This is a genomic window from Kocuria sp. CPCC 205258 (assembly GCF_040981005.1).
Lineage (GTDB): Bacteria > Actinomycetota > Actinomycetes > Actinomycetales > Micrococcaceae > Kocuria > Kocuria rosea.
The window spans coordinates 51,863-78,607 of record NZ_JAVKPS010000005.1; the positions used below are offsets into that span (position 1 = coordinate 51,863).

The following is a 26,745-nucleotide window of genomic DNA, read 5'->3' on the forward strand; positions in this document are numbered from 1 at the left end:
GGGACGGTGGTTCCTGCGGTGCCGGGCCCCGCAGCAGGGCTCAGCAGTGGGGTCCCCGGCGGCGGAGCAGCCCCCCGCCGGGTGGCGAGGGGCTGCGTCGTCGTCGTCGGCCGTTCCCGGGAGCGGGTCAGGACCTGCCGTCGAACAGGCTGGTCACGGAGCCGTCCTCGAAGACCTCCTGGATGGCGCGCGCGATGAGCGGGGCGATCGAGAGGACCGTGAGGTTCTCGAACTGGTGCTCCGGGGGCACGGGCAGGGTGTCCGTGACGACCACCTCGAGGGCCCCGCACGTGGACAGCCGCTCCACGGCGGGGTCGGAGAACACGGCATGGGTCGCGGCGATGATGACGTCCTTGGCGCCGCGCTCGCGCAGCACCTGCACGGCGCCGGAGATCGTCCCGCCCGTGTCGATCATGTCGTCGATCAGCACGCAGGTGCGGCCCTCGATCTGCCCCACGACCTCCTTCGAGGTGGCCTGGTTCGGCCGGGTGATGTCGCGGGTCTTGTGCACGAACGCGAGCGGGCAGCCGCCCAGCAGCTCGGTCCACTGCTCCGCCACGCGCACGCGTCCGGTGTCCGGGGAGACCACGGTGACGTTCTCGACGTCGACGACGGAGCGCACGTGCTCCGCCAGCAGCGGGATGGCCATCAGGTGGTCGACCGGGCCGTCGAAGAAGCCCTGGATCTGCGCGGTGTGCAGGTCCACCGACATCAGCCGGTCCGCGCCGGCGGTCTTGTACAGGTCCGAGATGAGGCGGGCCGAGATGGGCTCGCGGCCGCGGTGCTTCTTGTCCTGCCGGGCGTAGGGGTAGAACGGGGACACCACGGTGATGGACCTGGCGGACGCCCGCTTCAGCGAGTCGATCATGAGCAGCTGCTCCATGATCCACTGGTTGATCGGGGCCGGGTGGGACTGGATGAGGAAGGCGTCCGTGCCCCGCACCGACTCCCCGAACCGCACGTAGGTCTCGCCGTTGGCGAAGTCGTAGGCGTCCGTGGGGATCAGCTCCGTGCCCAGCTCCGTGGCGATGCGCTCGGCGAGCTCGGGGTGGGCCCGCCCCGAGACCAGGACCAGCTGCTTGGCGCCCTCGTTGGTGATGGCAGTGGTCATTGCTACTCGCTTTCCTCGGTGGTGTCCCCGGCCGCGCCGTGCGCCGTGGTGCCGGCGCCGGTCCCTGCCGTGGAGTGCTCGGTGGTCCCGGACGGAACGGTCCCGGCCGCGGTCGCGGCGCCGTTGCCCAGGGCACGGGACGCGGCCTCGGCCGCGGCGGTGCCGGGACGGTGCTCCACGACCCAGTTCTCGACGACCCGCTGCGCCCCCTCGGTGAGGGCCAGGGCCCCCGGCGGCACGTCCTTGCGGATCGTGGTGCCCGCCCCGGAGTAGGCGCCGTCGCCGACCTGCACGGGCGCCACGTACATGTTGTCGGAGCCCATCCGGACGTGGTCGCCGATCACGGTGCGGTGCTTGCGCACGCCGTCGTAGTTGACGAACACCGAGGCCGCCCCAATGTTGGAGTGCTCGCCGATCGTGGCGTCCCCCACGTAGGACAGGTGCGGGACCTTCGAGCCGGTGCCGATCCGGGAGTTCTTGGTCTCCACGAACGTGCCGATCTTGCCCTCGTCCGCGAGCACCGTGCCGGGGCGCAGGTACGCGAACGGGCCCACGCTGGCCCGGGGGCCGATCACGGAGCCGGAGCCGTGCGTGCGCACCACGTGGGCGCCCGGGCCGACCTCCACGTCCGTGAGGGTGGTGTCCGGGCCGACGACGGCGTCCTCGCCCACCCGCGTGCCCCCGTGCAGCTGGGTGCCCGGCAGGATCGTCGCGTCCGCGGCGATCCGCACCTGCACGTCGATCCAGGTGCTGGCGGGGTCCACGACCGTCACACCGTTGCGCATGTGCGCCTCGAGGACCCGGCGGTTGAGGTGGGCGCCGAGCTGGGCGAGCTGCACGCGGTCGTTGGCGCCCTCGACCTCCCAGCGGTCCTCGATCTTCAGCGCGTCCACCGCGTGGCCGGCCTCGCGGGCCAGCAGCGGGACGTCGGTCAGGTACATCTCGCCCTGTGCGTTGTCCGAGGTCACCTTCGCGAGGCTGTCGCGCAGCACGTCGGCGTCGAAGGCGAAGATGCCGGAGTTGATCTCAGCGACCGCGAGCTCGGCCTCGGTGGCGTCCTTGGCCTCCTTGATCTCGCGGAACGAGCCGTCGGCGTCCCGCAGGATCCGGCCGTAGCCGCCGGGCTGCTCGTGGTCCGCGGTCAGCACGGTCACCGCGTTGCCGCGCTCCTCGTGGTGGGCGACCAGCCGCTGCAGGACCTCCGGGGTCAGCAGCGGGACGTCGCCGTAGGTGACCACCACGGTGCCGGCCAGCCGCTCCTGGGCGTCGAGCGCCTCCACTGCCACCTGGACGGCGCGGCCCGTGCCGGGCACCTCGTCCTGGTCCACGACGATGGCCTCGGGGTCCTGCTCGAGGACGTGCGGGGCCACCAGGTCCCGCTCGAAGCGCACCACGGCCGCCAGCCGGCGCGGGTGCAGGCTCCGGGCGGCCACCAGGCAGTGCCCGACCATGGAACGACCCCCGATCCGGTGCAGGATCTTGGGGGTCTTGGACTTCATGCGCGTGCCCTTGCCGGCGGCCAGGACGATGACGGCGGCGGGCCCGACGGCCGCCCCCGGACGATGTGCAGGGGTCTGGGGGGTGCTCACGGCGGGATGCAGCTCCTCGGTCGTCGATCTGAGAGAGGAGGCGGTGGGCTCACCGGCTCCGGCTCTGTTCCGTCTCACTAGCTTGTGGGCTCTTCGGCTCTGGGGATCTCGAGCTTCCGGGCTCTCCGGCGGGATGCGGACGTTCCGCCTCTAGGACTCGAACCTAGACTCCACGGCTCCAAAGGCCGGGGTGCTGCCGATTACACCAAGGCGGAGCACCGCCGTGGAACGGCAGTGGTGCACGCAGTGCACAGGCAGTCACCCTACCACTCGGGGGTCAGGCCCCCGCCGCTCCCGGGCGCCCCAGGATCACGATGATCCGGGCCGTGGCGGCGGCCTCCCGCAGCTCCGGGACGGCGGCGAACAGGTCCTCCACGGTGTCCTCGTCCACCCCGCAGACGATCAGCGGCGCACGGTCCAGCAGGGGCCGCATCCGCTCGAACGCGGCGGCCGGGCCCTCCCCCGCCGCGGAGGACGCGGCCACGTTCCAGGCCACCGACGCCACGTAGTGCGGGTCCACGTCCAGGGTCCCCGCCTCCCGGGCGCGCTCCAGGTACTCGACCAGCGCCACCTCGTCCGCGGTGGCGCCCTCCGTTTCGAGCAGCAGGTGCACCTGGTGGGCCGAGGCCGCCTCGTCGAGGGCGGCCAGCATCGAGAAGATCCGCTCCTCGCTGCGGCCCCGCCCGCCCATCCCGGCCCGGGGCACCACGAGGTACTCGGCGCCCACGCCGGCGGCCAGCGAGAGGTGGTCGTCCAGGACCGCGATGACGCCCTCGTCCGGGATGTCCTCGTCGATCGAGATGTCCGCCCGGAGCATCAGCGGGTCGGCGCCCGCTCCGCGCAGCGCCTCCCCGACCTGCCGCTGCGGCACCGAGCCGAGGTGGCGCCCGACCAGCTGACCGGGTCCCGCCGGGATCTCCACGGGCCCGGGGTGCTCCGTCACGGCACGGACGGCGTTCTCCAGGTCCGTGATCCCGTCCAGCCTGGTGCCCAGCGGACGGGTGCTCGGGGACGCGGAGGATCGCTCCGTCGGATTCTGCTCCATGCTCTCCATGCTCTCACCCGAGGTTGAGCCGCCGCTGAGAAGTTCCTGTCCGCACATGTGCCTCCCCCGCCCCCTTTTGCGCCGAGTCCCCCATTCCGCCGAGTCCCCCATCTCCGCACCCTCATTCCGCCGAGCCCCCCCCATGTCCTCGCAAATCCCCCCGATCCTGTTGGGGGGATTGCGACGAGATGGGGGACTCAACGCGGCAGAGCCCCAATCATTGGGGACTCGACGCGCCAAGGGGCCCCACCATGGGGACTCGGTGCGCCCAGGGGGCCAGAGAGGGGGGACTCGGCGGGGCGGGGCGCGAGTACCCTTGACGGGTGGCACATCTACTCGGCGGCGAGAACCTGCACCTGGAATTCCCCACCAAGACGGTCTTCGACGCCGTCAGTCTCGGCATCGACGAGGGCGACCGGATCGGCATCGTGGGCCGCAACGGCGACGGCAAGTCCACGCTCATGAAGCTGCTCGCCGGACGGCTGAAGCCGGACGGGGGCCGCGTGACCGTGCGCTCGGGCGTGCGCGTGGGCATGCTCGACCAGGCCGACGTGCTGGACCCGGAGCTGACCGTGGGGCACGCCGTCGTCGGGGACCGCGAGGAGCACGAGTGGGCCGGGGACGCGAAGGTGCGGGACGTGGTCTCGGGGCTGGTCAAGGACCTGGACTGGTTCGCGTTGCTCGGCGAGCTCTCCGGCGGGCAGAAGCGCCGCGTGGCGCTCGCCGCGCTGCTGGCCGGCGACTGGGACGTCATCTTCCTGGACGAGCCCACCAACCACCTGGACGTGGACGGGATCACCTGGCTGGCCCGCCACCTGAACAACCGCTGGCCGAAGAACCAGGGCGGCCTGGCCGTGGTCACCCACGACCGGTGGTTCCTGGACGCCGTGTGCACCGACACCTGGGAGGTGCACGACCGGATGGTGGAGCCCTTCGAGGGCGGCTACGCGGCGTACGTCCTGCAGCGCGTGGAGCGGGACCGGCAGGCCTCCACCATCGAGTCGAAGCGGCAGAACCTCATGAAGAAGGAGCTGGCGTGGCTGCGCCGCGGCGCGCCCGCCCGCACGGCCAAGCCGAAGTTCCGGATCGAGGCCGCGAACCAGCTGATCAACGACGTCCCGCCGCCGCGCGACACCGTGGCCCTGTCCCAGCTGGCCGTCTCCCGGCTGGGCAAGGACGTGGTGGACCTCGAGAAGGTCTCCGTCTCCTACCCCACCGAGGACGACGGGCCCCGGGAGGTGCTCCGGGACGTCACCTGGCTGATCGCCCCGGGTGAGCGCACCGGCATCCTGGGCGTCAACGGCGCGGGCAAGTCCACGCTGCTGGGCCTGGTCACCGGCGAGGTGCAGCCCACGAGCGGGCGGGTCAAGCGCGGGAAGACCGTGAAGATCGCGACCCTCACCCAGCAGCTGTCCGAGCTAGAGGACGTGGCCGAGGACCGGGTCTCGGACGTGGTGGCCTCGAAGCGCACCACCTACCTGGCCGACGGCAAGGAGATGACCCCGGGCCAGCTGCTGGAGCGGCTCGGCTTCACCAACGAGCAGCTCGCCACCCCGGTCAAGGACCTCTCCGGCGGGCAGAAGCGGCGGCTGCAGCTGCTGATGATCCTGCTCGACGAGCCGAACGTGCTGATCCTCGACGAGCCGTCCAACGACCTCGACACCGACATGCTCACCGCGATGGAGGACCTGCTCGACACCTGGCCGGGCACCCTCCTGGTGGTCTCGCACGACCGCTACCTCCTGGAGCGGGTCACCGACCAGCAGTACGCCGTGATCGACGGCCGCTTCCGGCACCTGCCCCGCGGCGTGGAGCAGTACCTGGAGCTCGCCTCGCAGTCCCGCACCGGCACGGCCGCCGGCTCCGCGAACGCCTCGAACCCGCTGGCGGCCACGGGGGCGGCGTCCTCGAACGGGACGACGACGGCGCAGGGCGGGCCCAAGCTCTCCGGTGCGCAGGCCCGCACCGCGCAGAAGGAGGTGGGCGCGATCGAGCGGAAGCTGGAGAAGCTGTCCGCCAGGGTCGACGCCCTGCACACGGAGATGGCGGCGCACGACCAGTCCGACTACACCGGCCTGGGCGAGATCACCGCCCGGCTGACCGCGGTCCAGGACGAGATCGAGGAGCTCGAGCTGCGCTGGCTCGAGCTGTCCGAGGACCTGGTCTAGCCCCGTGGCGGGCCCGGAGCAGGAGGCCGTGGCCCTGCTCTCGGGCACCGGGATGGGCCCGGTCCTGGCGGCCGCGCTCGCCCCGGCCGGGCTGTCCGTGCAGCGCTGGACCCGGCGGCGCGTCCACCACCGGCCGGGCGCCGGGGTCACCGGGGTCTTCGACGTCGTGGCCCTGGCCGGGGCGCGGCGGACCGCCGAGGTGGTGTGCGTGAGCACCGCCTCCCCGCCCGCCGGCACGTCCACGGCGGCGGTGCGGACCCGGCACGAGGGCGTGGACCTCGTGGCGTGGCGGCACCCGCACGACCCGTGGCTGCCCGGGCTGGCTTGGGCGTCCTCGCCCGAGGCGGTGGGCCGGGAGGTCTTCTGCTCCGCCGAGCCCGCGGAGCTCACCGAGGTCTCCTACCGGCCCACCCGGCGGGCGGTGCTGCGCGCGGCCCACGGGTCCCGGGTGCGCTACCTCAAGGTGCTGCGGCGGGACCGGGCCGCGGCGCTGCACGCCCGGCACCGGATGCTGCTCGCGGCCGGGCTGCCCGTGCCGGCGCCCGTGGAGGACCCGGTGCGGGACGTGGTGGTGCTCCGGCAGCTGCCCGGCACCCCGCTGGCCGCGTCCGTGCGCCAGGACGGCGCCGCCGCGCTGCACCCCGAGCACGTGCTGGCGCTGCTCGACGCCCTGCCCGCCGCCGCGCTGGAGCTCCCCGCCCGCGCCTCCTGGACTGACCGGGTCCTGGACTACGGGCACGCGGCCGCGGTGGCCCTGCCGGAGGAGCGCGGACGGATCGAACGGCTCGCCGCGGCGATCGACGAGGCCCGCCGGGCCACGGACCCCGGCCCGGTCCTGCCCGTGCACGGGGACCTCTACGAGGCGAACCTGCTCGTCGGCCCGGCCGCAGGCGGGACGTTCGGCCCGGTGACCGGGGTGCTCGACGTCGACGCCGTGGGCCCCGGCCACCGGGTGGACGACCTCGCCTGCCTGGTGGCCCACCTGGCGGTCCTGCCCACGGTCCACGACAGCTACGGGCACGCGCCGGCCGCCGCGCGGCGCCTGCTCGCCGGCTTCGACGCGGCCGTGGACCCGGCCGCGCTGCGGGTGCGCTGCGCCGGGGTGGCCCTGTCCCTGGTGGCCGGCGCCCGCCGCTCGGGCGGGCCGCCGGACCGGGCCCGGCGCCGGCTGGAGATCGCCGAACGGCTCCGCATTCGCGCAGTTCGTTGGTGATCGATCCCTGTCGAGCACTTTGTTCCCTGGGCTGGCGGGGCGCCCCGACCGCAAGTCCAGCTCGGAGGGGGTCAACGGGCTGAACTGTTTCCGGCAGCGCCGACCGCCCGCAGGGCTTCAGCCATCTGCCGGGGCAGCTCGGTGTAGGTCTCCGAGATCACCGGATCGAACTCGCCGAGCTTCTTGAGCGCGGACGCGCTCGTACGATCGTCACGCAGACCGACCATCGCCAGGGAGACGCCGACATCAAGTTCGTAGATCCTGGACTCCAGAGGTTGGAGCAAGTCGTAGAGTTTCTCGTCCAGCGCACAGACCACGGCCATGGAACCAAGCAGAGCGGGATATCCTGCATGCATTTGCTGGTGATAGCTGTCGACCATCTCTGCGTCAACTGCTTCCGGGTCACGCACCGCGTGCCATGCCACCCAGGCGATCTCGTGCTGCATGACAAAGATCGCGGTGAAGACGTCCGCCGCTCGTCTCCGGATCTCGATCCAGTGCGCAGCATCCCGTTCCGCTCGTCGGCGGTCTTTCTCGTTGCGGATAGCTACCGCCCCGGCAATGGTAGCTGCGACGAGGGCCGCGAACGCCGCAAGCAGGGCCCCAAGAAGCGTGGCATCCGTGGCACTCATGGCAACTACCTCCGCTGACGGCGGTGGCGGGCCGGCGCCGCGCCACCGCCGTGGTCGTTCCTCCGGCGCCGGGGCCTGTTACCCGGTGCCCTCCAGGCGATAGGCGTCGGAGAAGTCCAGCTCCCAGACCGCTCCGCCGCCGACGGCGCCGAACGGGTTCTGCGGGCCCTCCGCGATCCCCTCGGCCGGAGCAACGCTGTTGACCGAGGCGTAGACCTGTCCGTGCCGCCCGGTCGCCAGCCCGGCCGGCAGCGGCACGTCGATCGCGTACCGCGCCGCGTCCTCGTGGTGCCGGTGCAGGACCACCACCTGACCGGGGACCTGCCCGGGTGTCGGCGGCGCCTCCGCCGCCGGGGTCTCCCCCGGAGGCATGGGCGGCGTGGGCCCGAACAGCTGCGAGACGTACAGGTGGCCGCGGTCCACGGCCACGCCGGTCACCGCGGTGAAGCCGTCCCACCGGCCGAGCTCGGTGCCGTCCGCGGAGAACTGGACGACCGCGCCCTCCCCCGGACGGACCGATCCCAGCCCGCCCACGTAGACGTTGCCGTGCTCGTCGGCGGTGAGGGAGGTGGGCACGAACTCGGCCGGGCCCTCCGGGTCGTCCGTGCCGTCGGGCAGGACGGTGGTCGGCCAGGTGGCCCACGCCGTGATCTCGTACTCCGGCGGCGCGTCCTCCGTGGCGGTGGAGAAGTCCGGCTCCACCTTCCACACGGTGTTCGCGCCGGCGTCGGCCACGAGCGCGTACCCGTCCGGCGAGACCTCGTCGTCCTCGTCCACGTACAGGACCGCGTACGGGTTGGAGTCGATCTGCGCGCCGTCCGGGTTGAGCTCCTCCTCGGCCGCCTGCAGATCGGCGTACGCGAGCAGGTACTCCTCCCCGTTCTCCTCGGTGCCCGCGACGAGCATCGACGCGCCGCGCGCCTCGAACACCGACAGGTCGAGCCACGCGGGGTCGTAGCCCGCGACGATGTACTGACCGTCCACGTCCGTGGCGTCCGCGCCGCCGGGCCCCTCCGCGAAGGACGCGTCCGGCGCCGCCACGGACAGCAGGCCCTCGACCACGGTCGACACCGCGGGCCCGTCCCGGTGCGGATCCTCGATCAGGGTGACGGCGCCGGTCGGCCCCGCGCACCGCTCGCCGACGCAGTCCGGACCGCCGCGGCCGGCCTCGACCACCACCAGGTTCCCGTCCTGGTCCCGATTGAGCTGCCGCGGGTTGTCCAGGCCCTCCGCGACCACGCGCGGCCCGTCCGGCCGGTCGTCCCCGTGCGCGAACGCCGCCGGCACCGGCCCCGCCAGCACCACCACCGCCGTGACCACGCCTGCTCCGAGTCCCTGTCCTGTCATGACCCACCCCCGGTCGGAATCCCTCCGCGCGCCCGCCACGCGACAGCCCCAGGCTAGGACCGCGATCCCGCTCCCACGGTGAACGGTCCGCAACCGTGACCACCTCTTCACCTACGCGCGGGTACATGGCGGACCGCCGTCACACTGGGCCGCGCCTTGACTCCGTCCCGGCCCGGGCGTGGACTCGGGATCATGGAGACCCTGCCGGTGCCCCGCACCTCGCCCGTCCCGTTCCTCCGCCGCCTGCCGATCCTGCTGACCCTCCTGACCCTGCTGGCCACCGCGCTCGCAGGCCTCCTGCTCACCGCCCCCGCCGCCGGGGCCGCCGAGATCCGCGGCGAGGAGAACGTGGTGGTGGCGGCCGACGAGGTCGTGGACGACGACCTCTACGTGACCGGCGGGGACGTGGTGGTCGACGGCACCGTGCGCGGCGATCTGCTGGTGGCCGCCGGGACGGTGACGATCAACGGCACGGTGGAGGGGGACCTGATGGCCGCGGCCCAGACCGTGGTGATCGAGGGCACCGTGGGCGACGACGCCCGCGTGGCCGGCCAGGTGCTCCTCCTCGGCGAGCAGGCCCGGGTGGCCGACGACCTGGTCACGGCCGGCTACAGCCTGGAGGCCCGCCCCGGCGCCGAGATCGGCGGGGACGTCCTGCTCGGCGCGTACCAGGCCCTGCTGGCCGGCACGGTCGAGGGCGAGGTGACCGCAGGGGCCGCCGCGCTCGCCCTGGCCGGGGCGATCGGCGGGGACGTGCAGGCGGACGTGGGCTCCGCGGACGAGGTGGGTGCCGCCTGGGCGCCCACCACCGGGGTGGCCGTGCCGCGGGTGGAGCCCGGGCTGACCCTGACCGACGAGGCCCGCCTGGACGGGAGCCTGTCCTACCGGTCCGGGACGGAGGCCGCGATCGCCCCGGGCGCCGAGATCGCCGGGGAGGTGGTCTACGAGCAGACCGTGGTCGAGGAGGAGCCGGCCGGGCCCGCCGGGCCGCTCGCGCTGCTGCTCGCCGGGCTGCGCCTGTTCGTCACCCTGTTCCTGGTCGGGCTGCTCGCGCTGTGGCTGCTGCCCCGGGCCGTGACCGGGGCGGCGCTCACGCTCCGGTCACGGCCCTGGCTCAGCCTCGGCTGGGGCGCGCTGACGATCGCGGGGACGGCCGTGGCCGTGCTGGCCGTGCTCGTCGTGTCGATCCTGCTGGCCGTCGCGCTGGGCTGGATGACCCTCGCCGGGCTGGCCGCCGCGGTCGTGACCACGGCCGTGGTGCTGGACCTCGTGCTGATCCTGGGCCTGGTGCTCGCCGTGGCCCTGCTGGCCCCGGTCGTGGTCGGGTTCACCGCGGGCGGGCTCCTGCTGCGGGACCGGGCACCGGCGAGCTTCGGAAAGCGGGTGCTCGCCCTGGCCCTCGGCCTGCTGGTCTACGTGCTGCTCCGGGCCGTGCCCTTCCTGGGTCCCGTCGTCGGCCTGCTCGTGGCGCTGCTCGGCCTCGGCGCCCTCGTGGTGTGGGCCTGGGACGCCGCCCGCCGCTCCCGCGCGCGCCGGCGCTCGGACCGGGACCACGGACTCGACCGGGGCCGGAACGGCGACGGCGGGTCGTGGCCCGGCGGCCCCCAGCACGCCGATCCCCGGCAGGACGGCCCGGGCCGCAACGGTTCCGGGCCCTTCCGGCCGGGCCCGCCGGAGGAGCACCGGCCGCCGTGGGCCGGCGAGGGCTCCGGGCGGCAGCTCCCCCCGGAGCCGCCGCGCTGAGCCTCAGCCCACCGGGAGCGAGAGCACCTCGAGGGCGGCCCGCAGCTTCGTGGAGGACGTGTGGACCGTGTACGGGAAGTACACGACCTCCACGCCCACCGCCGCGAACTCACGCTCGAGGCGCTCGCCCTTCGGGGTGCCGCGCCAGTCGTCGCCCTTGAAGAACACGTCGAAGCGCAGCTCCTGCCAGGTGTCCAGCTTGTCCAGCAGCACCTCGGCGTGGACCTGGTCCACGTAGCGGATGTGCTCGACGATCTCCATCCGCTCGCGCAGGGAGACCACGGGCCGGTGGCCCTTGGTGATCTCGATCAGGTCGTCCGAGACGACCCCGGCGATCAGGTGGTCGCAGTGCATCTTGGCCTGGCGCAGGATGTTCAGGTGCCCCACGTGGAACAGGTCGAACGCCCCGGCCGCGTACCCCACGCGCAATCCCGGCCCGCGACCGTCGCTGAGACCGACCCCGACGGCCGTGCTGCTGTTGTTTCCCATTTTCCCATTCCCCCCTGGAACGATCACCGGGACTTATCGGCCGCCCGGTCTGGCACATCGGATGCGGGCCGGGCGCTCCCCCGAGCTATCCCTGTCCCCGCCTCGCCTTCAGGAAATCCTCTTCGCATGAGCGAATTTTCCGACGATCGCCTCACCTTATGTCGAGGCTGTATCGATTCGCATCGGGAATACGGGATCACAAATGGGGACAGGACACGACGTTCCCTATCGTGAACGCCCGGGGTTAGACTCCATGCGATCCAATGAATCCGGACGGGGGGTCGTCCGGGAGGCCGCGGGGGTCCCTCGACCCACAACCTGCGGCGGATCACCGCGGCGCCGGCCATCGGCGCCGGTAGTTCAGATCTGGGGGGAGCTGACATGATCCTTGACCTGTCGTGCACATCGAGCACTCGAGGTCCCACCGTCCGTGCCGGGCACCGGTTGCTGGGCGGGCTCCTGCTCGCCGGCCTGCTCACCGGCTGCGGCGCCGCCGGTGAGCAGGCCGGTCCAGCGGCCGAGGCCGTCGAGACCAACACCGTGGTGGAATTGGAGACGCCGCAGGAGGTCCGCGCCAAAGACCTGCCCTCGGCGGCGCCCGTCGCCGCCAACGCGCCCGAGGTCGAGCAGATCCAGGCGGCGCTCGAGGTCCATGAGACCTTCGTCCCGTCGGACCGGCCGGCCCCCGAGAACCCGAAAGACCCCCCAGGGGAAGAGGCCCCCGAGCTGGACCCGACCGCCGTCGCGGTGGCCGAGGAGTCCGCCGCCGGTGCCGCGCTCCAGGAGATCCTGGCGTCCCTGGCCGAGTTCGAGCACCAGGGCTGGGAGCAGCGCGGGGCACCCGTCGTCGTCGGCGAGCCCGTGTCCGCCCCGCTGCCCACGGACGAGGGCGAGGCCGTACGCGTGACGGTCTGCCTGGACACCTCCGAGGTCACGGTCGTGGACCGCGACGGCAAGGTCGTCAGAGGCAAGCAGAAGGACCGGAAGTCCCTGCACAACTACGACCTGTTCCGCCAACCAGGCGAGTCCTGGCAAGTCGTCCAGCACGGCTTCCCCGACGACCCCAACTGCTGATCCGTCCGCACGAACCTGTTGAGGAACCACACCATGGGAAACACGAACACCCCGCCCCGGGCGGATCAGGGCCGGAGCCGATCGCGCACGGCCCGCACCAAGGCGACCTTCGGCATCGGCACCGTGATGGCCATCGCCGCGACGCTGCTGACCTCCACTCCGGTGGGGGCCGCCGAGGCACCGCCGGTGGACGGCAAGTCCGCCGCCTCGGCCGCGGCCTCCTGCTGGGAGATCAAGCAGAAGGACCCGCAGTCCGCCTCCGGCGTCTACTGGCTGGTCACCCCGGCCATGACCGCACCCGAGCAGTTCTACTGCGACCAGGTGACCGACGGCGGCGGCTGGGTCATGGTGGGCCGCGGCCGCAACGACTGGAAGGAGTACTACCAGGGCGTGGGCACAGCGCGGGACGTCTCCTCCACGGTCACTGGCACCGCGGCCTTCGCACCCAAGCAGCTGTCCTCGGAAACGGTCGACGACCTGTTGAACGGACAGCGGCCCGACTCCCTCGACGACGGCATCCGACTGCGCCGTGCCCGGGACGCCGCAGGCACCACGTGGCAGGAGGGGCGCGTCAAGATCTCCGCCAAGCCGTACTGGAACTGGACCTTCGGGTCCGGCACCCCGGTGACCTCCTTCTCCCTCTCCTCCAGCACGGGCACCGCCTCGGGGACGAGCGGGCTCATCCACGACTTCGGCACGGACTCCGCCTACAGCCGCGTCCGGTTCCAGGACACTACGGAGACCAGCTGGCAGCGCGGCTTCCGCTACGGGGACGCCGTGACCGGCAGCCCCTCCAGCACGTCGTACCTGTGGACACGCACCGAGGGTGGCAGGGGCGCCATGCCCTTCACCCAGATGTACCTGCGGCCCAAGGTGACGCAGAACGCCTTCGCCGGCAAGGCGATCCCCGAGACCGGGACCGCCGCGGCGGCCCAGCGCGCCCTGCCCCAGAACGGTGCCGAGCCCACCCAGTGGGGCGCCGTGGAACGCGCCGACGGCCAGCAGGGAGAGCTCAACACCGAGGTCCAGGTCTTCGAGCAGATCGGGAACACGGTCTTCGCAGGCGGCAACTTCAAGGCGATGCAGCGCACGCAGGCCGGCGGCAGCCGGGTCGGGCAGTCCTACCTCGCGGCCTTCGACGTCAACACCGGTGAGCTGCGCACCGGCTTCCGGCCCGTCTTCGATGGCCAGGTCAAAGCCCTCGCGGAGCTGCCGAACAACCGGCTGGCCGTGGGCGGTCGGTTCTCCACGGTCAATGGGACTCGCTCGCCCGGTTTCGTGGTGCTCGACGCCACCACGGGCCAGATCGACGCCTCTTGGAAGTTGGAGATCGAGAACCGGCTCACGAGCGGCGTTCTGCAGATCCGCTCGATGGACGTTCAAGGCGACTGGCTCTACCTCGGCGGCGCCTTCACGCACCTGAGCGGAGGCGACGCCACGAGCACGATCTACGCCCGCAGCGGCGCCCGGATCAAGATCTCGACGCGTACCCCGGACGCCACCTGGAACCCCGGGTTCAACGGCACCGTCGTCAGCGTCGACGCCTCCGCGAAGGGCGACCGCTCCTACGCCGCGGGGTATTTCAGCCAGTCCAACGGATCCCCGGCGTTCCGCCTGGCCGCCGTGCAGACCTCTGCCGGCGCCGCGCTGGCCACGCCCGCGTGGGAGTGGGAGCCCTCCGTGCCGCCCAACGAGTTCAACCCCGACGACGCCAGTGCGGATGGGTACCAGCAGGCCGTCCGGGAGCAGGGCGGGACGGTCTGGGCCGGCGGCTCCCAGCACAACATGTTCGGCTTCGACCGCGCCACCTTCGAGCGCACGTCCTGGGGCGTCGGATCCAACGGAGGCGACGTCCAGACGATCACCTCCACCGAGGACACGGTCTTCGGCGGGTGCCACTGCTACGAGTGGTTCAACTCGGGCACCACCCACTGGGTACGGAAGAAGTACGCCACCCAGCCCGCTGTGGTCGCCGACCGGCTCAACAACATCGGCGCGTGGGACGCGAAGACCGGGAAGTACCTGCCTGGGTTCAATCCGGACATCATGGGCTTCAACGGCCTCGGCGTCTGGGGCTCCATGGTGGACAGCAAAGGCGTGCTGTGGGTCGGCGGTGACGTCAACCGGGCCGTCTCCACGAGCGGGGCGAACCAGTGGGCCGGCGGCTTCCTGCGCTTCGCCCCGCGGGACGCCCAGGCCCCGGCAGCGCCCACGGGCCTCAAGGTCGCGGCGGACGGGACCTCGGACGCTCTCACCTGGACCGCCGCACCGGAGTCCGGCGTGACCTACCAGGTGCTGCGCAACGACCGGCCGATCGGCACGGCCACGGGCACAAGCCTCAAGGTGCCGCACGTGGACGGCGCCCGCTACGCCGTGCGCGCCGCGGACGGCGCGGGCAACGTCTCCGCCTCCACCCCGGTGGTGCTCGCCGGGACGGCCCCCGCGCCGCAACCGGACCCCTCCGGGATGTCCGCGCTGATCGAAGCGGGCAGCTCGTGGAAGTACCTCCACCAGGACACGGCGGCGCCCGAGGACTGGGCCGGGACCGGCTTCGACGACGCCGCCTGGAAGCAGGGCTCGGCCGTGCTGGGCTGGGGCGACGCCTCGGTGAAGACACCACTCGTGGCCGAGGGCACCCGCCCGCTGACCACGTACTACCGCAAGTCCGTGGACGTGGCCGACGCCTCGAAGGCCGAGAAGCTGACCATCACCACCCGCGCCGACGACGGCATCGTCGTCTACGTCAACGGGGAGGAGGTCGTCCGCTCCAACCTCCCCGAGGGCACGGTGAACCACGGGACCTGGGCGACGGCCGCCCCGCGGACCTCCGCGGCTGTCGCGGCGCCCGTCACGGTGGAGGTGCCCGGATGGGCGCTGCACGACGGCAAGAACGTGATCTCCGCCGAGGTGCACTCCAATTGGCGCAGCACCACCGACGCCACCTTCGACCTCTCCGCGGTCGTCACCGCCGGCACGCAGCCGGCGCCGCCCGCCGAGGATGAGCCCCCGGCCGAGGAAGAGCCGGCCGACCCGGACGCCCTCGTCGCCGAGGGCGCCACCTGGAAGTACCACCACCACGATCCGGCCCCCGGCGAGGACTGGGCCGGGACCGGCTTCGACGACGCCGCCTGGAAGCAGGGCTCGGCCGTGCTGGGCTGGGGCGACGCCTCGGTGAAGACACCACTCGTGGCCGAGGGCACCCGCCCGCTGACCACGTACTACCGCAAGTCCGTGGACGTGGCCGACGCCTCGAAGGTGGAGAAGCTGACCATCACCACCCGCGCGGACGACGCCGTGGCCGTCTACGTCAACGGGGAGGAAGTCGTCCGCTCCAACCTCCCCGAGGGCACGCTCGGCCCCAACACCTACGCGACGGCCGCCCCGCGGACCGCCGCCGCGACGGCCGAACCGGTCGTCGTGGAGGTCCCCGGATGGGCGCTGCAGGACGGCAGGAACGTGATCGCCGCCGAGGTGCACTCCAACTGGCGCAGCACCACCGACGCCACGTTCGACCTCTCCGCGGTCGTCACCGCCGGGGTCTCTCCCGAGCAGCCGGTCGAGCAGCCGGCCGTCCTCGCGGCCGGGTCCGAGTGGTCCTACCGGCACCAGGACTCCGCACCGGAGGCGGACTGGGACCAGCCCGGCACTGTCCTGGACTGGGCCAAGGGCAAGGCACCCCTGGGCTGGGGTGGTGACGTGGCCACCGAGCTCGCCGCAGGCGAGCGCAGGCCGCTGGCCACCCAGTTCCGCAAGCAGTTCACGGTCGCGGACCCCGCCGCCCTGGGCGATCTGAGGCTCACCACCCGTGCCGACGACGGAATCGTGGTCAAGGTCAACGGCCAGGAGGTCGTGCGGTCCAACATGCCGGACGGCGACCTGGACTGGACGAAGTACGCGCTCAGCGCGCCGCGGACCAGCGCCGCCCTGGCCGCGCCGGTGACCACCGTCGTGCCGTCCGCGGCCCTGAAAGCGGGGGTGAACACGGTGACGGTCAGCATGCACGTCAACTACCGCGCCACCCCGGACGCCGGCTTCGACCTCGAGCTGGCGCCGCGGACGAACGAGGACCTTCGATGAGCACGACGGCTGCCGCGCCCCACCGCGGGCACGAATACCGTGAGGCCCTGGCCGGGCTGCGTGCCGCGCAGAAGCCCGGCCAGGGGGTGCCCGCCTACACCCGGTGGGTGAACCGGCCGCTCGCCCGCTACGCCGCGGCAGCCGCGGCGACGGTGGGGCTCACGGCCAACGGGGTCACCGCCGCCAGCGCGCTGTTCTCCGCCGGTGGCCTGCTGCTGCTGCTCGCGGGCCCGCCCACGCCGGTCACGGGCGCAGCGACGGCACTGCTGCTCGCCACCGGCTACGTCCTGGACTCGGCCGACGGCCAGGTCGCACGGCTCACCCGGACCGGTTCACCCGCCGGTGAGTGGCTCGACCACGTGGTCGACTCGGTGCGCACGCCGGCGGTGCACCTGTCCGTCCTCTCCGCCTTCCTGCTGCGGCCGGAGGCGGTGGGGGTGCCGGGTCTCTTCGGCGTCGTGCTCCCGCTGCTGTTCTGCCTCGTGGCCGTGGGCCAGTTCATGAGCCAGATCCTTGCGGAGCAGCTGCGGCGCGGCCGGCCCGCGGCCGCCGAGGCCCCCGTGGGCCCCGTGCGCTCGTTCCTGAACCTGCCCATGGACGCGGGCGTCACCTGCTGGATCTTCGTCCTCTGGGGGTGGCCCACCGTGTTCTTCTCCGCCTACGGCGCGCTGCTGGTGGTCACCGTGGTGATCACCGCCGCATCCATGCGCCGCAAATACCTGGGGCTGCGACCGCAGCCCTCCGTCCCCACCACCGATCGGAGCTCCTGCCATGACCACTGACACCAGCACCCGGACAGACCCCGACGTCCACGACCAGCAGATCCTGCCATCCGTCTCGGTGGTGATCGCCACGGCCGGCCGGCCGGCGATGCTGCGGGACGCCGTCCGCGGCGTCATCGCCCAGGACTACGCCGGTCCCGTGGAACTGATCGTCGTCTACGACAACATCGACATCGATCCCCTGGACGACCTCGACGTCCCGGAGACCCTGCCGCTGCGCACGCTGGCCAACACCCGTACGCGCGGGCTGGCAGGAGGCCGGAACACCGGCATCCTCGCCGCGGAGGGCGACCTGATCGCCTTCTGCGACGACGACGACGTGTGGAGTCCCGAGAAGCTGCGTCTCCAGACCGACCTCTGGCGGAAGCACCCGGAGGCCGTGGCGATCGCGGGCGGCATCCGCATCGTCTCCGACGCCCGCACGGTCGAGCGCGTTCCGCCGGCGGTGGCGGACTTCGACGACTTCCTCGTCTCCCGCATCACCGAGATCCACCCGTCCGCCCTGGTCTGCCGGCGCGCGGACCTCCTCGGACCCGTGGGCCTGGTGGACGAGGTCCTGCCGGCCTCCTACGGCGAGGACTACGACCTGCTCCTGAGGGCGGCCCGGCTCGGCCCCGTCCGTTCGGTGCCCGAGACCGTGTTGACGGTGCACTGGGACCGCCCCTCGTTCTTCGCCGACGAGTGGAACAACATCGCGGAAGGCCTGACGTACATCCTGCGCAAGTACCCGGAGTTCGAGGCCACGGCGCGGGGCACCGCCCGCATCACCGGCCAGGTGGCCTTCGCGCACGCCGCCGAGGGGCAGCGTCACGAGGCCGCGCGGTGGGCCCGCGCCACGCTGCGGCGGGACCCCCGGCAGCTGCGGGCGTGGGGGGCGCTGGCCGTTGCCACCGGCGGCGTCAGTCCTGACCGGCTGCTGCAGGCGGTCCACAACACGGGCCGGGGACTCTGAGCCGCCATGTCCGTGCTGACATCCCCGTCCGAGGCGCAGACCCCGACCCGGCTGGCGCCGCTGCCCGGCTGGCCGCTCCTGGTCCTGCTGTACGGCTTCCCCGTCATATGGGCCGCCGGCGCCCTGCAATTCGCGCCGTCGGTGCTGGCCGCCGTCATGGTGGTGCTGCTGCTGGTCAGGCGGAACGTGGTGGTCCCGGGTCCGCTGTGGGTCTTCGCCGCGTTCCTCCTGTGGGCGGCGGCCACCTCCGTCATGGTGCCGGACCTCGGCGCGGGGATCGGCTTCCTGCTGCGCTGGGCCAACCTCTTCTCGGCGTTCGTGTTCATGGTCTACTACTTCAACGCCAGGGAGGCCATCGGGCACCGGAGCGTGCTGCGCGGGGCCATCGTCGTCTGGGTCACGCTCGTGGTCCTCGGGCACCTGGCGCTGGTCCTGCCCGATGCCCGGCTCACCACACCCATCGGCCTCCTGCTGCCTGACGCCGTGACCTCGAACCAGCTCGTGCAGAACCTCGTGTTCCCACCGCTGGCCGAGGTGCAGCAGCCCTGGGGCGCGCCCGAACGCTACATCCGTCCCGCTGCTCCCTTCCCGTACACCAACGGCTGGGGGTCCGCGTTCGTCGTCCTGACCCCCTTGGTCCTGGCCTACTTGACGTCAACACGGTTCGGGTTCCGGTCGGTGCTACTGCTGGTCGGACTGGGGGCTTCGTTGGTGCCTGCCGTGGCCACGAGCAACCGGGGGATGTTCATCGGGATCACGGTCGCCGCGATGTACGTCATCGTCCGCTGGTTCCTGCAGGGCCGGCTGCTGCCCGGGGCCGCTGCCCTCGTGGTCGTGTCCGGCACCGCCGCCTACCTCGTGGCGAACGGATCGGTCGCTGCGATCCTCGGCCGCCAGGAGTACAGCGACAGCACCGGAGGTCGGGCGTCGCTGTACCAGGCGACCTTCGAGGCCGCTCTGAAGTCCCCGTTCCTGGGCTACGGGGCACCCCGGATGGAGGAGAGCGTCGGGGTGAGCATGGGCACCCAGGGATACCTGTGGACGCTGCTGTTCTGCTTCGGGTTCGTGGGTCTGGGCCTGTTCATGGCCTTCCTCCACGGCACCACCCTCCTCACGGCCCGTGTGCGCACCTCACCTGCCCTGTTCGTGCACTCCGTGCCGGTCGCCGCCTGCGTCTTCTTCGCCTACTACGGGATCGACGTGGTGCAGTTCATCGTCATCTGTCTCTGCCTGGCGATGATCATGCGGGCCCGGACCTACGGGGAGGACTGGTGAGCGGGAAGGGCCTCGCGCGGTCGGCAGTCCTGACGTCGCTGTTCGTGGGCGCGGGCGCCGCGCTGGCGTTCGCGGCCACGCTGGCGGTCTCCAACGCCTGGGGACCGAGCGCAGCAGGTCAGTTCTTCCAGGTCGTGGCGCTGTTCACCATTGCCACCACCCTGGCGACCTTCGGCGCGGACACGGGCCTCGTCCGGACCCTCCCGGCGCTGACAGCGCGGGGTGAGGTCTCGGGCATGGCATCCGTGCTCCGCATCGCGGTCCAGCCCGCCCTCGCGCTCGCCGCAGCGATCGCCGCCGTCGGCGTCCTGCTGGTCTGTCTGCCGGGGCTCCTCGAGCTCCCGGGGGACGTGCGCAGTGCCGTGCTTCTCGCCGCACCCCTGATGGTGCTCGGCACCGGCATGAATCTGGCTTTCGGGGCGTTGCGCGGTCTGCACCGCGTCCCGACCTTCTCCTTCCTGCAGAACGTCCTCCTGCCCAGCCTGCGGCTCGCCGGTGTGCTCCTGGTGGTGGTCGTGGGCGGAGGAGTACTCTCCCTCGCCGCGGCCTGGACGGTTCCCGTCGCGGTCGTGGTGGTGCTCGCCCTGCTGCTGGTCCGCCGCGCGCTGCCGGTGCCGGCTCCCGGTTTGGAGCTGTCGCCCCTCGCCGCGACAGGGCAGGCCGCCCCGGTGTCTCCACGGCAGTTCTGGTCCTTCGCCTCCGCACGCGGGGTCACCGCCGTGGTCGAGACCCTTCTGGAGTGGATCGACGTGCTGCTCGTGGCGCTGTTCCTCGGACCGGCCGCGGCGGGCGTCTACGGCGTGGTCAACCGGTGCATCCGCATGGGCGCCATGCTCGACCACACGGCGCGCATGGTCACGGGACCCTCGATCAGCGCCGCGCTCGCCGTGGGGAACGTCGAGGCCGCCCGCTCCGTGTTCACCCGGACGACCACTGTGCTCGTCGCGGCCGCGGCACCGTTCTACCTGACGCTCATGGTCTTCGGGCCGGCGGTGCTGTCCCTGTTCGGCGACGGCTTCGCGGGCGGCTACCCGGCGCTACTGGTCATCTCCGCCGCCATGCTCATCGCGGTCTCCGCAGGAGGGGTCCAGTCGCTGCTCCTCATGGCGGGGCGCAGCCGGTGGCAGCTGATGAACAAATCCGCGGCACTGCTGGTGGCGCTCGGGCTGAATCTCTGGCTGATTCCCCAGTGGGGCCTCGTCGGAGCGGCGACCGCCTGGGCGGCCTCCGTGCTCACGGACGTGGGCCTGGCCCTCTTCCAGTCCGTACGCCTCCTGGGCATCGCGCCGCGATGGCGGGTCGTCGGGGGCGTCCTCTTACTGGCCGTCCTTATCTCCGGCGGTGCCGGGCTGCTGATCCGCGTCCTCGTGGGCGCCGGCGTCTCAGGACTGCTGGTGCACGCGACGCTGCTCACCGTCGTCGGGATCGTCGGCGCCGCCGTGCTCCGGCGTCGAGTGCGGCGCGCCTCCGCCCGGGCGGATGCCGGTCCGCTGTCACCCGAAGAGGCCACGGCGGAAGCCGGTGCCTCCCTGGCGGGCACGAATTTGCGAAGGTAATCTATAAATCATTATTCATCTTTCTTCGACGTGCTGGACCCGTGTCGCCGACAGGCGCAGCGGGGCCGGCCACGGACCGGGGAACCGCGCCGGGGGGCGCGGCCGGATGGCACATCATCGACCAGGGGGAAATTCCGTGGGGGAGAACGTGGGCACCATCGGTGTCGAACGACGGCAGGAAGCAGTGCAGAACCATCGGCGGAGGACACGTCCGTCCGTCCCGGTAGACGTGGGAGCGCAGTGGCGGCGGGTGCTGAGGCGCTGGCCCACCGTGCTCGTGACATGGCTCCTCGTCCTGGCCACCGCCGTGACGATCGGCCTGATGTGGCCGTCGGCCTACCAGGCGACCGCCTCGTTGACGGTCACGCCCGCCGCGGTCAACCCGCTGGCCGGGGGATCGAGCGTCGAGGAGGTCCAGATCCACACCGAGGAGGCCACCCTCTCCTCGCGCCGGGTCGCGGCCCGCGCCGCAGCGCTGCTGCAGGACGTGGAGCCCGATCAGGCGGACCCGGTGCTGGTCCAGGAGCTGCTCGACAGCACCGAGACCGCCACTCCGTCCCAGACGGACGTCATCCGGGTCACCGCCACGGCGGACAACGCCGACGAGGCCGCGGCTCGGGCCAACGCCCTCGCCCAGGCCTACCTCGACGACCGTGCCGAGTCCGTCACGGCCGCCGCGGAGGAGGCGAAGGAACGTCTCGACGACTCCATCGCCGCGCTCCAGGAGGACGATTCGGAGAGTTTCGCGCTGCGGGAGCTGCGAGCCCAGCGCGCCGGCCTCTCGCTGGTCGCGCCGACGCCGGGACAGGTCATCAGTCCCGCGGTCGCTCCGGACAGTTCCTTCTCCGCCGGGCTGCTGGTCTTCACGACCGGCGGGCTGGTCGGCGGCCTCCTGCTCGGCCTGGTCGCCGGGGGTCTGCGGGAACGCCTCGACCGGCGCGTGCGCTCCGCGGAGCGCCTCGCCCAGGCGACCTCCCATCCCGTAGCGGTGCTGCGGTCGGAGGAGGACGAGGACGGCGCGCTGGAGGTCCTGCGGATGCTGGTGGAGGACGGGGAGGACTCAGTGCCGGTCTCGGGTGCACGCATCGCCGTCCACTCGCTCGAGGAGGGACACGCGGACGTCGTCGTCGACGCCCTGCGGACCGTGCTGTCGTCCTGGGGCATCACCGTGCGTCTCGTGGACCTGGAGAACTTCATCAGCGGGACGGACCCCATGCAGGACAGCTCCGAGTGGTTCGACCTGGCGACCGGCACCTCGCCCACCGTGCTCGTGAGCGTGGTGCCGGCACAGTCGAGCGTCTCCCAGCTCGCGGCGCTCGCCGACCGGACCGACGGTCTGGTGCTCGTCGTGGAGGCGAAGAGCCACCTCGCACGGTGCCGGCGCCTGGTCGGCCGGGTGACCGGTCGCAGCGCGGTGGTCGTCCCGACGTTCGTGCCCCGGTACCACACCTCGGCAGAGCTCGCTCCGGCGACGGGCGCCTGACCATGCGCATGCTCATGGTCGCCTCGGCCGGAGGCCATCTGGCCCAGCTGCTGAGCCTCGAGGAGCTGTGGCGCCGGAACGACCGTTCCTGGGTGACCTTCGACCTTCCGGAGGTGCGCGCGAGCCTCGAGGGCGAAAGCGTCCACTGGGCGCACTTCCCGACCACGCGCAACATCCCCAACGCGATCCGCAACACGGGGGTGGCCTGGCGGGTGCTCCGCTCCGAACGGCCCGACGTCGTCGTGACGACCGGCGCGGCGGTGTCGGTGTCCTTCTTCCTGGTGGCGCGGCTGCTGGGCATCCGGACGGTGTTCATCGAGTGCTTCGACCGGATCACGATGCCGACACTCAGCGGCCGCATGTGCTATCCGCTGTCCGACGTGTTCGTGGTCCAGTGGCCGGAGCAGCAGAAGCACTTCCCGGAGGCCGTCAACATCGGCGCGCTGCTGTGACCCGCAGGCGCCCGCTCCACTGATCCGTCCAGGAAAGGACTCCCCATGGCACAGTCACACCCGGCGGCCCAGGGCCACGACGGCGGCTACGACATCGTCGTCTCCCTGGGCACCGACCACCACCGCTTCGACCGGCTGGTCGACTGGATCGACGACTACCTGCTCGACCACCCGGGGGTAAGCTGCCTGCTCCAGCACGGCGCCAGCCGTCCCTCGGCCCGCGCGACGTCGGTGCCGCGCATGCCCCGCCCGGAACTGTTGGAGCTGTACCAGAACTCCCAGGTCGCGGTCGTGCAGGGCGGTCCGGGCTCGATCATCGACGCCCGCGGTCTGGGGCTGGTCCCCATCGCGGTCCCCCGCCTGTCCCGGCTGCACGAGGTGGTGGACGACCACCAGGTGCTCTTCACGGACCACATGGTCGCGGAGGGCGAGGCTCTGCGAGCTCGGGACGCCACGGAGCTGGCCGAGCTGATCGACGCGGCCCTGGCTCGTCCGTCGGAGTTCCGCACGGCGCCACGGCAGGCGCACCCGGAGCAGGCGGGACGGCTGCTCAGCGCCTCCATGGAACGGGCCCGGCTCGATCCGTGGCGGACCACGGACATGGTGCGCCGTCTGCTGTGGACTGCGCGGGACTCCTTGCCGGTCCCGCACCGAACGTCCGCCGGCGCCGCCTGAACCCGGGAGGTCAGGTCAGATCCAGGCGCCGGCGGCCGGAGGCCAGGGGTCAGGGAGCCCGCACCGCGAGAGCGGGCGCTCCCTGGCCCCTGAGCACGTCCGCGAGGTCCTCGGCCGCGGCGGCGTCCGCCACCAGGTGCGCCACCGTGGGCCCGGACCCGGACACGAAGCTCGCCAGGGCGCCGGCGGCCGCGCCCGCGGCGAGCACCGGCCCCAGCTGCGGCGCGAGGGACAAGGCCGCGGCCTGCAGGTCGTTGGCCAGCAGCGGGGCCAGCTCGCCGGCCGCCCCGGCGCCCAGGACCCCCTCGAGGTCGCCCGGCAGCCGCGGCGCGGGGACGTCCTCGTCCGCGCGCAGCCGGTCCAGCTCCGCGTAGACGGCGGGCGTCGACAGGCCCGCCTCGGCCGCCACGAGGACCAGGTGCAGCGTCGCCCCGACCGCCACCGGGCGCAGCCGGGATCCCGTCCCGGTGCCGACCGCGGCCCCGCCCGTCAGTGCGAACGGCACGTCGGCGCCGAGACCGGCCGCGAGCTCCAGCAGCGCGTCGTCGTCGAGCGCGGGCTCCCCCGAGACGCGGGCGGCGAGCCGGTTCACGGCGACCAGGGCCGCCGCGGCGTCCGCGGAGCCCCCGCCCATGCCGCCGGCCACGGGCACGGCCTTCTCGAGCTGCAGGTGCAGCCCGCCCGCCAGGGGCGGGAAGCGGGCGAGCACGGCCTCGGCGGCCCGGACGGCCAGGTTGGACCCGTCGGTGGGCACCGCGTCCAGGGAGAACGTCCCGCGGTCGAGCTGCTGGGCCACGAGCGAGCCGGGGACCGCCGCCACGCCCACGGTGGTGCCGGTGCCCCGGGTCAGCGTGGCCGTCACGGTCTCCCCCGTGCTCACCGCGCAGTACAGGCTCGCGACGTCGTGGTAGCCGTCCGGGCGCGGCGGGCCCGCGGCGAAGAACAGGTTGACCTTGCCGGGCGCGCCGGCGCGCTCCGTGAGCAGCACCGTGGTCATGCCCCGCGCACCCCGGCGGTCAGGCCCGCGGCGGCGCCGGCCTGCGCGATCCGGGCGAACTCGTGGACGTCCAGCCTCTCCCCGCGCTCCCCGGGGTCGATCCCGGCGGCCTCGAGGATCTCGCCGGCCGCCGCGGCGGAGCCCGCCCAGCCGGCGAGGGCGGCCCGCAGGGTCTTGCGCCGCTGGGCGAAGGCGGCGTCCACCGCGGCGAAGACCAGCTCCCGGTCCACGTCCGCCACCGGCTGCTCGCGGCGGACGAAGCGCACCAGCCCCGAGGCGATCTTCGGCGCCGGCCAGAACACGTTCTTCCCGATCGTCCCGGCCTTGGTGACCTCGGCGTACCAGGAGGCCTTGACCGACGGCACCCCGTACACCTTGGAGCCCGGCGCCGCGGCCAGCCGGTCCGCGACCTCCTCCTGCACCATGACCAGACCGCGGCGGATCGAGGGGAAGCGGGCCAGCAGGTGCAGCAGCACCGGGACGGCCACGTTGTAGGGCAGATTCGCCACCAGGGCGGTCGGCTCGGCGGGCAGCTCCTGCACGCGCATGGCGTCCTGCTCGAGCACGGTCAGCCGCCCGGCCCGCTCGGGGCGCAGGCGCTCCACCGTGTGCGGCAGCTGCGCCGCCAGCGGGGGGTCGATCTCCACCGCCACGACCTGCTCGGCGGCGTCCAGCAGCCCCAGGGTCAGCGAGCCGAGGCCCGGTCCCACCTCGAGCACCGTCTCGTGCTCCCCCAGCCGCGCGGCGGCGACAATCCGCCGGATCGTGTTGGGGTCGATCACGAAGTTCTGCCCGAGCGTCTTGGTCGGCCGGATCCCGAGCTGCTCGGCGAGCGCCCGGATCTCCGCGGGCCCCAGCAGGGCGCGGGCGGCGGGCTCTGGCGCGGTGGATTCTGTCACCGCCCCATCGTATCGGCCCGGTGCCCTGGCCCCCCTCGCCCCCTCCTGACGCCGAGTCCCCCATGGGGTCGCAGATCCCCCCGTTCGATCCAGGGGATTTGCGACCCCATGGGGGACTCGGCGCTCATGTGGGCCGGCTTGGGGTCAGTGTGCACTCGCCGCGCGCAGGAGAGCGGCCTCGATCCGTGCCAGAGTCGCCGCCGGACGGTGCACCACGTCGTTCCACCCCACGCGGATCACCGTCCACCCCAGCTCCTGGATCTCCACCTCGCGCCGGCGCTCGTCGCGCAGCACGGCCCGGAGCGTGGAGGCCCCGGCGTACTTGGTCTCGCCGTCGAACTCGAGCACCAGCCGGTGCTCGGGCCAGGCGAAGTCGGCCCGGTAGGACCCGCTGCGGCCGTCGATGACCCACTGCAGCCGTGGCATGGGCAACGACGAGTCCGCCAGCAGCAGTCTGGTCAGCGTCTCGCCGACGGACTCCGAGCGCGGATCCATGGAGGCGAGCACGGACCGAGCCCGCCTGACCCCGCGCCGGCCGGCCCACTGCGGGAGGCGCTTCTCCAGGCGGGACCGGGACACGCCCACCTGGTGGGCCTGATCCGCGATGACCACGGCGTCGGTGAACGGCAGCAGCCTCGCGCAGTCCAGCAAGGTCCGCTCCGCCGAGGTGACCCGCAGTCCGTCCACCGCCACGACGTCCGCGGCAGCCAGGACGGCCTCGTGGCGGACGACCGACGTGTAGCCGTGGTGGGTGCCGCGCTCCGGCGGCGAGACCGTGTGGATCCGGGACGGGACCCGTCGCAGCCCCAGCCCGTGCACCACGGCCGCCGAGGCCAGGCAGAACACCGGGGTCACGTGTGCCGCCCGCGCGAAGGCCCGGTGCTTCAGGAGCACCTGCTGCTCGGGGGACAGCTCGCGGTACCGGTGCGTGTCCACGAAGTAGCCGGGGTGAATGCGCTGCAGCCGTCCGTCCCGCACCCGGCGGCGGATCTCGTGGTTGCTGAGGCCGTGGTCGAGGAGGTCGGCGGTGCTCTGGAGCTCGATCATGCCTCGTGCATAGCAGCGCCTGGCTCACACCGGGACGACGAGACCGGCCGGTGTGGACACGGGCACCGGCCCACGCTGGGTGGGGAGAAGGAGTCGAGCTGCGCCGAGTCCCCCGTGTGCTCGCCGTTCCCCCCGATCG

Annotated in this window: 21 protein-coding genes and 1 tRNA gene; 12 read left to right on the forward strand and 10 right to left on the reverse strand. The window is 72.7% G+C overall.

Annotated elements, in window-relative coordinates; all coding sequences use genetic code 11:
- Window positions 1-127: 127 nt before the first annotated feature.
- The 4 genes from RF644_RS10265 to RF644_RS10280 all read right to left on the reverse strand — a co-directional run bounded on the left by RF644_RS10265 (window position 128) and on the right by RF644_RS10280 (window position 3,745).
- Window positions 128-1,111 (reverse strand): ribose-phosphate diphosphokinase, encoded by a 984-nt coding sequence (locus tag RF644_RS10265; protein WP_095650419.1) that lies wholly within the window; start codon window positions 1,109-1,111, stop codon window positions 128-130.
- Between the two features lie 2 nt (window positions 1,112-1,113).
- Window positions 1,114-2,700, reverse strand: coding sequence for a bifunctional UDP-N-acetylglucosamine diphosphorylase/glucosamine-1-phosphate N-acetyltransferase GlmU (glmU, locus tag RF644_RS10270; RefSeq protein ID WP_368796444.1), 1,587 nt, complete (start codon window positions 2,698-2,700; stop codon window positions 1,114-1,116).
- Window positions 2,701-2,842: 142 nt separating this feature from the next.
- Window positions 2,843-2,915: transfer RNA gene (locus RF644_RS10275), tRNA-Gln, on the reverse strand.
- 62 nt (window positions 2,916-2,977) lie between these two features.
- A complete protein-coding gene (locus RF644_RS10280; RefSeq protein ID WP_146200235.1) occupies window positions 2,978-3,745 on the reverse strand; it encodes a hypothetical protein in 768 nt (255 codons plus the stop codon).
- A 323-nt stretch (window positions 3,746-4,068) separates the two neighbouring features.
- On the opposite strand from RF644_RS10280, the gene RF644_RS10285 reads away from it, so the two are divergent.
- Entirely contained in the window at window positions 4,069-5,913 is a 1,845-nt protein-coding gene (locus RF644_RS10285; protein WP_368796445.1) for an ABC-F family ATP-binding cassette domain-containing protein, read from the forward strand.
- A gap of 4 nt (window positions 5,914-5,917) precedes the next feature.
- Window positions 5,918-7,126 carry a phosphotransferase gene (locus RF644_RS10290; protein WP_368796446.1) on the forward strand — a complete coding sequence of 403 codons (1,209 nt, stop codon included), beginning with the start codon at window positions 5,918-5,920 and terminating at the stop codon, window positions 7,124-7,126.
- Between the two features lie 71 nt (window positions 7,127-7,197).
- Here RF644_RS10290 and RF644_RS10295 read toward each other — a convergent pair whose 3' ends face one another.
- Window positions 7,198-7,758, reverse strand: a complete 561-nt coding sequence (locus tag RF644_RS10295) for a hypothetical protein (protein ID WP_368796447.1) — start codon at window positions 7,756-7,758, stop codon at window positions 7,198-7,200.
- 78 nt (window positions 7,759-7,836) lie between these two features.
- The gene (locus tag RF644_RS10300) at window positions 7,837-9,105 is read right to left on the reverse strand and encodes a ScyD/ScyE family protein (protein ID WP_368796448.1); all 1,269 of its coding nucleotides are present in this window, start codon (window positions 9,103-9,105) and stop codon (window positions 7,837-7,839) included.
- Between the two features lie 192 nt (window positions 9,106-9,297).
- Between RF644_RS10300 and RF644_RS10305 the strand changes: the two genes are divergently transcribed.
- Window positions 9,298-10,848, forward strand: a complete 1,551-nt coding sequence (locus RF644_RS10305) for a polymer-forming cytoskeletal protein (protein WP_368796449.1) — start codon at window positions 9,298-9,300, stop codon at window positions 10,846-10,848.
- A 3-nt stretch (window positions 10,849-10,851) separates the two neighbouring features.
- Here the strand turns inward: RF644_RS10305 and RF644_RS10310 are convergent, their stop codons facing one another.
- Window positions 10,852-11,337 (reverse strand): adenylyltransferase/cytidyltransferase family protein, encoded by a 486-nt coding sequence (locus RF644_RS10310; protein ID WP_368796450.1) that lies wholly within the window; start codon window positions 11,335-11,337, stop codon window positions 10,852-10,854.
- A 381-nt stretch (window positions 11,338-11,718) separates the two neighbouring features.
- Here RF644_RS10310 and RF644_RS10315 point away from each other — a divergent pair, with 381 nt between their 5' ends.
- From RF644_RS10315 to RF644_RS10355, 9 genes are all read left to right on the forward strand, one after another.
- Complete coding sequence (locus tag RF644_RS10315; protein WP_368796451.1) at window positions 11,719-12,411, forward strand: hypothetical protein; 693 nt, start codon at window positions 11,719-11,721, stop codon at window positions 12,409-12,411.
- A gap of 33 nt (window positions 12,412-12,444) precedes the next feature.
- Complete coding sequence (locus tag RF644_RS10320) at window positions 12,445-16,488, forward strand: fibrinogen-like YCDxxxxGGGW domain-containing protein (RefSeq protein ID WP_368796452.1); 4,044 nt, start codon at window positions 12,445-12,447, stop codon at window positions 16,486-16,488.
- Complete coding sequence (locus RF644_RS10325; protein WP_368796453.1) at window positions 16,485-17,270, forward strand: CDP-alcohol phosphatidyltransferase family protein; 786 nt, start codon at window positions 16,485-16,487, stop codon at window positions 17,268-17,270. Before RF644_RS10320 ends, RF644_RS10325 begins: the two co-directional genes overlap by 4 nt.
- A complete protein-coding gene (locus RF644_RS10330; protein WP_368796454.1) occupies window positions 17,260-18,222 on the forward strand; it encodes a glycosyltransferase family 2 protein in 963 nt (320 codons plus the stop codon). Before RF644_RS10325 ends, RF644_RS10330 begins: the two co-directional genes overlap by 11 nt.
- A gap of 6 nt (window positions 18,223-18,228) precedes the next feature.
- Window positions 18,229-19,497: an O-antigen ligase family protein gene (locus RF644_RS10335; protein ID WP_368796455.1), complete on the forward strand. Its 1,269-nt coding sequence runs from the start codon at window positions 18,229-18,231 to the stop codon at window positions 19,495-19,497.
- On the forward strand, window positions 19,494-21,053 hold the full coding sequence (locus RF644_RS10340) for a polysaccharide biosynthesis C-terminal domain-containing protein (RefSeq protein ID WP_368796456.1): 1,560 nt from the start codon (window positions 19,494-19,496) through the stop codon (window positions 21,051-21,053). The genes RF644_RS10335 and RF644_RS10340 overlap by 4 nt, the downstream gene beginning before the upstream one ends.
- Before the next feature lie 271 nt (window positions 21,054-21,324).
- Window positions 21,325-22,536, forward strand: a complete 1,212-nt coding sequence (locus tag RF644_RS10345; protein ID WP_368796457.1) for a hypothetical protein — start codon at window positions 21,325-21,327, stop codon at window positions 22,534-22,536.
- A 2-nt stretch (window positions 22,537-22,538) separates the two neighbouring features.
- Window positions 22,539-22,988, forward strand: a complete 450-nt coding sequence (gene pssD / locus RF644_RS10350; protein WP_368796458.1) for a PssD/Cps14F family polysaccharide biosynthesis glycosyltransferase — start codon at window positions 22,539-22,541, stop codon at window positions 22,986-22,988.
- A 45-nt stretch (window positions 22,989-23,033) separates the two neighbouring features.
- Entirely contained in the window at window positions 23,034-23,663 is a 630-nt protein-coding gene (locus tag RF644_RS10355) for a glycosyltransferase (RefSeq protein WP_368796459.1), read from the forward strand.
- A 49-nt stretch (window positions 23,664-23,712) separates the two neighbouring features.
- Here RF644_RS10355 and RF644_RS10360 read toward each other — a convergent pair whose 3' ends face one another.
- The 3 genes from RF644_RS10360 to RF644_RS10370 form a co-directional block, all read right to left on the reverse strand.
- Complete coding sequence (locus RF644_RS10360; protein WP_368796460.1) at window positions 23,713-24,660, reverse strand: 4-(cytidine 5'-diphospho)-2-C-methyl-D-erythritol kinase; 948 nt, start codon at window positions 24,658-24,660, stop codon at window positions 23,713-23,715.
- A complete protein-coding gene (gene rsmA, locus RF644_RS10365; RefSeq protein ID WP_368796461.1) occupies window positions 24,657-25,559 on the reverse strand; it encodes a 16S rRNA (adenine(1518)-N(6)/adenine(1519)-N(6))-dimethyltransferase RsmA in 903 nt (300 codons plus the stop codon). The genes RF644_RS10360 and rsmA overlap by 4 nt, the downstream gene beginning before the upstream one ends.
- A gap of 144 nt (window positions 25,560-25,703) precedes the next feature.
- Window positions 25,704-26,606: a DUF559 domain-containing protein gene (locus RF644_RS10370; protein ID WP_368796462.1), complete on the reverse strand. Its 903-nt coding sequence runs from the start codon at window positions 26,604-26,606 to the stop codon at window positions 25,704-25,706.
- Window positions 26,607-26,745: the final 139 nt, after the last annotated feature.